The following is a 9,324-nucleotide window of genomic DNA, read 5'->3' as shown; positions in this document are numbered from 1 at the left end:
CGATTGCCTAATCGGAAGCAAAATGACTTTTTAGAATCTGCTTTTATTTGATTGTCTCAAAAAATAGTTGCAGTTCCCAGCGACAGACATTTTTTATTTGGATCAAAAACGATTAATAGATCGAATGAGATGTGCTTACTTATTCTTCAGCGATTTTCTTTGGTTTCTTCAAGTCGACCATTTCCTGCTTTAAGTTACCAAAGCGCTTTTTAAGCATCAGGAGTGACCCGACAATCCCGAGAATACTGAGAGCGATTTGAATAATTAATTTGATTTTCATTGGAAATTCCACCTTTCACTTTGTCAATTTTAAAATAATCGAGACAGCAACAACCAAAATCACAGCACCTAAAATAGCTGGTAAAAGTGATACACCTGCGAGTTGAGGACCCCACGTACCAAAAAGCATTTCACCTAGCCAAGCGCCAGCTAGCCCGGCCATGATATTGCCAACCCAGCCCATTGGAAGATTTCGATTTGTCAGTACACCAGCTAAAATACCAATGATGCCACCAATTGCGAGGGTCCATAGTGTCTGCATAGCTGTATCCTCCAGGTTTAAGTTGCCGGAATTGTTTTCAGATATTTGACGATTGCAGCATTGAATTGGGGGATGTCGTGTGGATTACGACTGGTAATCAAAGGACCATCCTCCACGACCGCTTGGTCAGTGACATCTGCACCAGCGTATTGCAAGTCGGCTTGAACTGTCTGGTAGGCCGTCATCTTTTTACCGTGGGCAAGACCAGCGGTGATAAACAGTTGTGGTCCGTGGCAGATCGCAAAAACTGGTCGGCGTTTCTCCATGAACTCACTGGTGAAATCGACAAAACGAGGGTCAGCTCTTAAATGATCGGGAGAGTAACCACCAGGGATGAACAGGGCTTGATAGTCAGTAGCAACAACGTCATCGATCCCTTGATCGAGTTTAAACGTGGTGCCTTTTTTGCCGTAGATCAATTGGCCTGCTTGTTCGCCAATTAAGATCGGTTGATAACCAGCATCCACTAATGCTTGTCGTGGCTCAACTAATTCAATATCTTCGACGCCGTTTGTCACAATCACTGCAATTTTCTTAGTTGCCATTTGCAAACTCCTCTCAGTCTTGAGTAAAAAATTAAAGTTGCTCTTACCGTCAGGATAACAAGAAAGTGGTTTCAAAGTAAAACAAAACACTTTAAAATCTTATTGTTTGAATAATGATTAAATTATTGTTTATACTGAAAATAGCGAGTGATGTGAATATAAAGCGAGGTGGATGTAATGATCCGTGAGTTAGCAATTCAACTAACTGATAAACAAATCCTAAAGCAACATGTTCAACTAGGTGTCGAAATCGAAAAACACCGAATTGATGAGCGCGGCAACCTGAGCGTAACTCCGTTTCCTAATATTGATCAATGTGACACAACTAACAACATTAAACGTGAATTTGTGGTCTCTCAAACTGAATTTGTCTCGCCTAAAATGTGTACTGCTAGTGATATTTGTGATTTTATGACTGATACAGTGCAAGAATTTCACCAAGTGATGCCGGAAGATGAGATCTTATGGCCGTTCAGTATGCCACCACATTTACCACAAGATCGTGATGAAATTCCAATCTCAAAAGAGCCAGCTGATAGTTATCAGTACCGGCTAGAAAGCCGGGCCCGTCACGAGCTTGGTAAATCGATGAATACCGGAGTACACGTCAATGTTAGCCTGACGAAACCGGCGATGCAAAAAATGGTGTATCATCGTGCTGATTTGAGCACCGAACAGGATATTTATGTGAAGTTAGCCCAATACTTCGTCCTAAATCGTTGGGTGCTGACCTACTTATTTGGTGCTAGTCCAGTGATTGAGGAAAATTATTTCTTAGATGGTCGGGAAATGGTGCGACCGATCCGAAGTATTCGTAGTAGTCGGTTTGGCTTTGGTAATGAAATTGCGGGCGACTACTCTTCAGTTGAGGCCTATGCAAAAAAAATAGAAACAGCCGTTTTATCAGGCAAGCTAATTGCACCGCGTGAATTCTATGATTCTGTCCGTTTGAAGCATGTTGGTAGTAAAGATCCGGCTGACTTGTTAAATGGTGGAGTAACACATATTGAATTACGGACATTTGATTCGAATCCATTTACGGTTAGTGGTGTTTCCGTGGAACAACTTCAGTTAGTCCAATTGTTAGCCCTGTATTTCTTGAACCAACCAGCAATTTTAACGTGGCAACTGCCATGGCTGACTCAGCGGGCGCGAAAAATGAACTATCATGTGGCGTTGGAACACCCACTAGCTTTGTCGAAATATTACCATGAAGGCCTAGATCTGTTTCAACGCTTAGAACAGTTTGTGGATGAATATGATCTGGGTGGAGACGCTGAGCAATTAGTACATCACTTTATGGGGCAGTTTTCCTGTCCCGAGTTAACTTTGGCTGGACAGTTGATGAAAAAGGTTGAGGACAAATCATTAGTGCCATTTGGATTGGATCAAGGAAAAAAGATGATGGATAAGTGATTTTGGATTTGTGTCTGATGGTTTATTGATTTGGCGTGCTATGCAAGGAAGGTTTCTGTGCGTATATTTCAACTAACGCATGATCTCAAGTTAAGGGATCATACCCGCTTTATTGACTAAATGTGCTACGAAAGGCAAACTCCTGTGCTTAACCCGAAATACCCAATAATCCCAAAAACAGGGATTATTGGGTATTTCACGTTAATGCTCGGAGTTTGAACGCCTTTCATAGCACTCTGCACTTGACTCTTTTCACGTTAAATGGAATGATTGATTAGTAAATTGGTATAAATTTGGAGTGGTAGTTTTTAAACTATCTAATTTAAGGAGCGGGAGTTTAATGAGTGCAGATAAAGGCAACGAATTAAATCAACAGCATAAGCATCATCGACATCATCACCACCGCCATCATCGGATTAGAAATACGATTTTGGTGATTGTTGGTTTGCTGGTAATTGCTGGGGGAGTATTTGCGGCGATTGCGTGGAAAAATTTATCAGAGACAACCAGTGACATGTACCAATCGTCCGGGTCTGATAAGCAGCGAAGCGCTAATAAAGTATTAAGCAACAAAAAACCAGTTTCAATTTTATTATTGGGAACGGATACTGGTGATTTGGGGCGTGATGATAAAGGGCGTACAGATACGATTATTGTGATGACGATTAACCCTAAAACAAAGAAAACAACCATGACTAGCTTGCCTCGTGATATGCGGGTAGATTTACCAGATTATCCACAATATTCGCCGGCTAAGATTAACGCGGCATATGCGTTCGGTGGTGTTAAGGAAACAATTAATACGGTGCAAGATTATGTCAAAGTGCCAATCGACTACTATGTTTTAGTTAATATGGGTGGCCTCAAAAAGGCAATTGATCAAGTTGGCGGTGTGACAGTTACTTCACCCCTAACATTTACGTACAACGGTTCAAGCTTTACTGAAGGAGAAGCTGAACACATGAATGGTGAAACGGCCCTTAACTTCTCGCGGATGCGGCATGAAGATCCACAAGGTGATTACGGTAGACAAACGCGACAACGGCTAGTGATCACTGCATTGTTAAGAAAGTCGATTTCGTACAAAACGGTGTTAAACACGAAGTTCTTGAAATCAATTTCCACTCAGTCAAAGACAGATTTGACGAGATCGCAGATGACCAAGCTAGCATTGAATTATCGTGATGCTGGTAAAGCAGTTAAATCAGACCATGCACAAGGAACTAGCAAATCAATTGGTGGTCAGTCATTTGAAGTGGTTTCAAGCACTGAACGACAACGAGTATCAAATGTGATTCGTGATAACCTTGGGTTGAAGCGAGTTCGAATTGCTAATCAATAGAGTGATAAAAAGGAATTGCGCAGTACAATTTGCGCAATTCTTTTTTTGCAATTTAAATTGTTACAGTTTCCTGAATTATGTGGCTATATTATGAGACATCAATTTAAATAGCATTAAAAATGAGAATGATTCTATTTGGGATAGTGCATAGCTTATTTACCAGCCTCTGTTTATACTTGAAGAGAAAATATCATAATCGAATTATTAATTCTGGCGGGTTCGCTGCTATTATCGCAGTTTTTTCTTTCTGGCAATGGACTATCAGGCTCGTTTTTATCATAGGTATAATTTGGGTAATTGTTGGTTTTGCTTTAATTTTTCGTGGTTAAACAAGGTGAGTTGTACTCACTAGTTTTTTTAGTTTGATTTATGAGACGAACAGTTAAATAGTGCCAAAAATAAATGCAATATTTATATTTCAATTATTTCAGTTTAATTAAAAAGTTTAAATTTAGCTTGTGTTTATTGTGAATATGTTAAATAATTACAATCGTTATTGTAAAATTTATGTAGTTATCAATTTTTTTGGAGGATTAGGATGGAAAGCACGCTCGATATACGGCGAATGTTCGGAATTTTACGTAAACATTTGTTATTAATTGTTTTAAGCATGATTGGTTTTGCAATCGTGGCATTTGGTGTCGCTGAGTTTGCGATGCCAGCAAAGTATACTTCAACAACTCAAATTCTAGTCAATCAAAAGAAAACTAACTCTGATGACGCCGCTGCGTATCAAAATCAACAGGCAGACGTACAGATGATTAGTACATACAAAGATATTATTACTAACCAAGTAATCCTAAAGCAGGTTAAACAAGACTTAGCACATCCCACTAAGGTGATTAAGGCAGCTCAAAAGGCCAAATATCGCACGAATGCAGATGGCACGAAGCGCTTGATTAGTGCTGCTAAGCCGGCTGTAACAAAGTCGACTGGTCAAAGTTATGATGTGTCGGTGGCAGAGTTACAATCAGATATTTCAATTTCTAACGAACAAAATTCACAGGTGTTTGCCTTGAATGTTGTCAGTGATGATCCCGATAAGGCAGCAGCCATTGCGAACGGCGTGGCCAACGTTTTTAAGACTAAGATCAAGGATATTATGAGCGTCAACAACGTCACGATTGTGTCAAAGGCAGTTGCCAATGACAGTAAGACATCACCCAAAACAATGTTAATTGTGCTGATTGGAATTGTAATTGGCATGTTGCTTAGTGTCGGATACGCCTTTGCAATCGAATTAACAGATACAACAGTTAAAGATGATGAATTTTTGACTGAAAAACTGGGCCTGACTAATCTAGGGCAAGTAGCTGAAATTAAGATGTCTGGGTCACACTTGGCAGCTAAACGGACAGCTAATACTCGTGAAAATAATCATCGCCGAGTCAGAGTTTAAAGGAGGGTATCATGGGGTTATTTCGTAAATCAAAAAAATTATCAACAGATACCATCGACAATGGCGTTAAGCTAGTGACCGCCGCAAAACCAAAAGATGTGATTTCAGAGCAGTTTCGGACAATTCGGACGAATATCGATTTTTCTTCGGTGGATCGCCAGCTTAAAACGCTTTTGTTTACCTCTTCAAATGTTAGTGAAGGAAAATCAACTGTTTCGGCGAACACGGCAGTTGCATGGGCCCAACAAGGAAAAAAAGTGTTGTTTATCGATGCCGATATGCGACGTCCAACGTTGCATACCACCTTTGGTTTAAGTAATACACAGGGATTGTCCACGATTTTAACGCAAAATCAAAATTTTAGGGACAATGTTAATGACACAGGTGTGGAATACTTAAGTGTAATAACTAGTGGACCAATTCCACCGAATCCGGCAGAGTTGCTGAACTCCAACCGCATGAAGCAACTGTTAGAGATGGCAAAAGAAGAGTTCGACATGGTGTTGTTAGATGTACCGCCAATGTTACAGGTAACGGATACTCAAATTTTGGCATCTAACGTTGATGGGGTGGTGCTTGTTGTGCGCCAAGGTGTTGCCCAGCAGGCAGCGGTTAAACGGTCTGTCGAATTATTAGAAATGGTGCATGCCAAACTTTTAGGCTATGTGTTGAATGACGTCGCGCCTAAAAATGGTTATGGGTACGGCTATGGATACGGCTACGGGTATGAACAGTAAGGTTAAAATGTTAGTTTAGTTGGCTCAGAGTAGTGTGGTTGGGGGCAAAAAAATGATTGATCTACATTGTCATTTATTACCAGGACTAGATGATGGTTCTGCTGATATGGATATTTCATTGCGATTGGCTCAGGAAGCCGTTGATAATGGAATTCAATTTGCGCTACTAACACCGCATCATATGAATGGTGTTTATACTAACCACAGGCAAGACGTTATTGAACGCACGCAAGAGTTTCAGACGGCATTACAGGAGCACGAGATTGATTTAACTGTTTTTCCTGGACAAGAAGTACGGATAAACGGCGACCTGTTGACTGCTATATCACAACATGATATTTTGTATGCAGATGATAATAACCAGTATCTAATGTTGGAATTTCCTGATGATGATGTACCGGCTTATACTAATGATATGATTTATCAACTGCAACAGCAGGGAATCATCCCGGTAATCGTGCACCCGGAACGAAATACTAAGATTATGCGACATCCTGAAATTTTGTTGGAATTATTGAAAAAGGGCTGTTTATCGCAGATTACTGCTAGCAGCTACGTTGGGACGTTTGGTGAAAAGGTAGAATCCTTTAGTCGACAGTTAATCGAGGCTGGACAAGGGTATGTATTTTCCTCGGATGCGCATGATTTACCAGGTCGTAAGTACGAGATGCGACAGGCGTTTGATAAGTTAAGAAAAGAGTTCGGGGATGAACTGGCGCAACGCTTTGAAGATAATGCTAAGGCGATTATCAATGGGGATGTTGTTCTGCCAAATCAGATTAGGCCAATTGTAGCGAAGAAAAAGAATAAATTATTTGGGTTGTTTTAGATGAAAATGTTGTTGAGTTAGGTTAGGGGAGGATTTTATAAATGGAAGCTATGCATGAAAGTGAAGAAAATTTAGTTGAAACATATCAGAATGAAATTGGGGAATCAGTTCACTCGTGGTATATTCCTGTAAAGTCGCTTTTTGATTTTGTCATGGCTTTATTTATTGGAATTGTTACCTTACCGATTGTATTAATTACTATTATTGCTATAAAGTTGGAGTCAAAAGGTCCTGCTTTTTACCGTCAGGTGCGCGTTGGGTTGATGGGTAAACACATAACTGTTACAAAACTGAGATCTATGTATACGGATGCTGAAAAGGGTGGAGCTCAGTGGGCGGATAAAAATGATTCGCGTGTAACTCAGGTAGGTAAATTTATTCGTAAAACTCGTATTGATGAACTACCACAATTATGGAATGTAATAAAAGGGGACATGAGTTTAATTGGCCCACGTCCAGAACGTCCGGAATTCACTGAACAGTTTGCGCATACATATCCGGGATTTGAACAACGTTTAAGAATCAAGCCTGGCTTGAGTGGATATGCCCAAGTTCATGGTGGATACGATATTGATCCTGGAGAAAAGGCAAGACTTGATAGATATTACATTGATAATATTAGTGTCACAATGGATACACAAATATTTTTAGATACAATTAAGACAGTTGTTACCGGAGAAGGAGCTCGCTAGAATGGATCGTATTTCGAATAGTAAAGTTTTAATCACTGGTGGTGCAGGATTTATTGGATCTAATTTAGCAGATACTTTGATTGAAGATAATGAGATTGTGGTAGTTGATGATCTTTCAATGGGAAAAATTGAAAATCTACCAAAATCAAATCATCTTCATTTTTTTGAGCATTCAATTACTGACTATGAGTTTATGAATAAATTGTTAGTTGAGTGGGAGTTTGATTATATATTTCTATTAGCTGCAGTGGCTAGCGTTGCGGATACAGTTAAGAGGCCTCTTGAGACACACGAAATCAATCAAAATGCTAATATTAACATTTTAGAAACTATACGTGTTAATAGATTATCTTTGAAAAAGCTTTTGTTTTCGTCTTCTGCTGCTGTTTACGGAAATGATCCAGAACTACCAAAAAAAGAAACATCTCCGATTGATCCGTTGTCACCGTATGCGATTGATAAGTATGCTACAGAGCGTTTTGTAATTGATTATGGGGAATTATATGGAATCCCAACTGTAGCCACTAGATTCTTTAATGTTTATGGACCAAAACAAAATCCTAGTTCACCATATTCGGGTGTATTATCGATAATTTTTAATTGTGTAGGAAAAGATGCTGTTTTTTCATTATATGGTGATGGTAACCAAACTAGGGATTTTGTATTTATTAGTGATGTTGTTAATACTTTAGTAATGCTAATGGTTTCGAATGAAGAACATAAAGTTTACAATGTGGGAACCGGTGTAAGTATAAGCATAAATCAAGTTATTGAAGAATTTGAAAATATTTTAAATAAAAAATTAAAAATAAACTATAGAAAAATAAGAAGTGGAGATATAAAAAACTCATACGCGGATATTACTGAAATTAGTAAAACTGGATACAGACCAGCATTTGATATTCACAATGGTTTGCAAGAGTATATAGACCAGTTTTATAAGTAGCTAAAAGACTATGCAGAGGAATATATTATATATGAATAATGACTATCCGGACTTTTCAGTATTGATTTCAGTTTATAATAAAGAAAAACCAACTTTCTTACGAGAAGCTTTAAAAAGTATAGCAAATCAAACGTTAATGCCAAAGGAGTGTATTTTAGTACAGGATGGAATCATTTCGAGGGAACTTTTAAATGTAATTAAGTCGTTTAAAAATGAAAAGTTCAAGTTGATTGAAGTTAAGTTAGATAAAAATGTTGGCTTGGGAAAAGCTTTAAGTGCAGGAACAAAACTTGTAACAACTGACTGGATTGCTCGGATGGATTCCGATGATATAGCTGTGTCTAATAGATTTAAAATACAATTTGATATATTAAAGAAAAATAAAGATGTTGCTGTTGTTGGTGGGCAAATAGAGGAGTTTTATGGAGATAAAAAAAACATTATTGGTAAGAGAACTGTCCCAAGGAACTACGAAGACGTAAATATTTTTTTTAAGACTAGGAATCCAGTCAATCATCCGACTGCAATTATTAATAAAAAAGCTTTGATGGAAGTTGGCGGGTATGAAAGCTTTGAGGGATTTGAAGACTATTATTTATGGAGTAAATTTATTTATCGAAATTATAAGATAATTAACGTTAAAGAAACAGTTTTGTTTATGCGAGCAAATAATGGTATGTACGGAAGGCGTGGGGGATTCAAATATCTGTTAAATTTTTATAAGCTAAAATATGGATTTTTTAACTCAGGACTAATTTCTTTTACACAATATTTATTTGGATGCTTAATAATGACATTAAGTGTAATTAGTCCGCGTTATGTAAGAAAGTGGATTTATAGAATTTTTTTACATAAAAACTCTAAGAATGGTTAATGT

The 9,324-nt window shown here is 38.3% G+C and carries 11 protein-coding genes; 8 read left to right on the top strand and 3 right to left on the bottom strand.

All coding sequences use genetic code 11. The features are described 5' to 3' along the window. Positions 1-139: 139 nt before the first annotated feature. From FFM51_RS08825 to FFM51_RS07625, 3 genes are read right to left on the bottom strand one after another with little or no spacing between them, the layout of a single operon-like run. Positions 140-280, bottom strand: a complete 141-nt coding sequence (locus FFM51_RS08825; protein ID WP_170999597.1) for a hypothetical protein — start codon at positions 278-280, stop codon at positions 140-142. 15 nt (positions 281-295) lie between these two features. Further along, positions 296-541, bottom strand: coding sequence for a GlsB/YeaQ/YmgE family stress response membrane protein (locus FFM51_RS07630; RefSeq protein ID WP_137598047.1), 246 nt, complete (start codon positions 539-541; stop codon positions 296-298). 17 nt (positions 542-558) lie between these two features. Continuing rightward, the gene (locus tag FFM51_RS07625) at positions 559-1,086 is read right to left on the bottom strand and encodes a type 1 glutamine amidotransferase domain-containing protein (RefSeq protein ID WP_137598046.1); all 528 of its coding nucleotides are present in this window, start codon (positions 1,084-1,086) and stop codon (positions 559-561) included. 177 nt (positions 1,087-1,263) lie between these two features. Here FFM51_RS07625 and FFM51_RS07620 point away from each other — a divergent pair, with 177 nt between their 5' ends. From FFM51_RS07620 to FFM51_RS07585, 8 genes are all read left to right on the top strand, one after another. Further along, the gene (locus FFM51_RS07620) at positions 1,264-2,502 is read left to right on the top strand and encodes a hypothetical protein (RefSeq protein ID WP_137598045.1); all 1,239 of its coding nucleotides are present in this window, start codon (positions 1,264-1,266) and stop codon (positions 2,500-2,502) included. 340 nt (positions 2,503-2,842) lie between these two features. Further along, entirely contained in the window at positions 2,843-3,844 is a 1,002-nt protein-coding gene (locus FFM51_RS07615; protein WP_137598044.1) for an LCP family glycopolymer transferase, read from the top strand. Between the two features lie 538 nt (positions 3,845-4,382). Then, positions 4,383-5,243: a YveK family protein gene (locus FFM51_RS07610; protein WP_137598043.1), complete on the top strand. Its 861-nt coding sequence runs from the start codon at positions 4,383-4,385 to the stop codon at positions 5,241-5,243. 11 nt (positions 5,244-5,254) lie between these two features. After that, positions 5,255-5,980, top strand: coding sequence for a CpsD/CapB family tyrosine-protein kinase (locus FFM51_RS07605; RefSeq protein ID WP_137598042.1), 726 nt, complete (start codon positions 5,255-5,257; stop codon positions 5,978-5,980). Between the two features lie 52 nt (positions 5,981-6,032). Next, positions 6,033-6,809: a tyrosine-protein phosphatase gene (locus FFM51_RS07600; protein ID WP_137598041.1), complete on the top strand. Its 777-nt coding sequence runs from the start codon at positions 6,033-6,035 to the stop codon at positions 6,807-6,809. Between the two features lie 50 nt (positions 6,810-6,859). Further along, entirely contained in the window at positions 6,860-7,501 is a 642-nt protein-coding gene (locus FFM51_RS07595) for a sugar transferase (protein WP_137598048.1), read from the top strand. A 1-nt stretch (position 7,502) separates the two neighbouring features. Continuing rightward, entirely contained in the window at positions 7,503-8,447 is a 945-nt protein-coding gene (locus FFM51_RS07590) for a GDP-mannose 4,6-dehydratase (RefSeq protein WP_137598040.1), read from the top strand. A gap of 31 nt (positions 8,448-8,478) precedes the next feature. Beyond that, positions 8,479-9,321, top strand: a complete 843-nt coding sequence (locus tag FFM51_RS07585) for a glycosyltransferase (RefSeq protein WP_170999596.1) — start codon at positions 8,479-8,481, stop codon at positions 9,319-9,321. The last annotated feature ends 3 nt before the right edge of the window (positions 9,322-9,324 follow it).

The organism is Paucilactobacillus kaifaensis (genome assembly GCF_005405145.1).
Classification (GTDB): domain Bacteria; phylum Bacillota; class Bacilli; order Lactobacillales; family Lactobacillaceae; genus Paucilactobacillus; species Paucilactobacillus kaifaensis.
This window is presented reverse-complemented; position numbering and strand designations above follow the sequence as displayed.